This window comes from Citrobacter sp. TBCS-14, assembly GCF_005280805.1.
Classification (GTDB): Bacteria; Pseudomonadota; Gammaproteobacteria; order Enterobacterales; family Enterobacteriaceae; genus Citrobacter; species Citrobacter gillenii.
Map to the genome: position 1 here is coordinate 1 of NZ_SZWM01000041.1, position 466 is coordinate 466.

General features: G+C 45.3%; 1 protein-coding gene. It reads right to left on the reverse strand.

Annotation, left to right across the window (positions count from 1 at the left end):
• Nucleotides 1–466, reverse strand: a 466-nt coding sequence (locus FDX22_RS00180; RefSeq protein ID WP_186805257.1) for an ATP-binding protein, incomplete at both ends; no start/stop codon positions are given.

Genomic DNA, 466 nt, shown 5'->3' on the forward strand with positions numbered 1-466 from the left:
AATGCGTTCGGGGGCGATCCCCGGACCATCGTCATTCACTTCGCAATGCAACCAGCCGTGTCGATAATGTAAGGATACGCTGATCTCACCCCCCGGTTCTTGACCTAGCGCCTCCAGGGCGTTTTCAATCAAATTACCCAGCACGGTGATCAACACTGCCACCTGATCTTCATTACTATTTTCCGGCAACTGGCTTTCATTACTAATGATCAGACTATGACCTAAATCAGATGTGCGATTAATCTTACTGAGTAAAAAGCCCGCGATCACCGGTGATTTTATTTTGCCTAACAGTGAGCCAATCTCTTCCTGATAATTGTTGGCCGTCTTAATGATATAATTTTCCAACTGCTTATAACTTTTCAGGTGCAATAATCCCAGAATCACGTGTAACTTGTTCATGAATTCGTGGGATCGTTCACGAAGTGCATCGGCATAGTTAACCATACCGTCCAGACGTTGCATG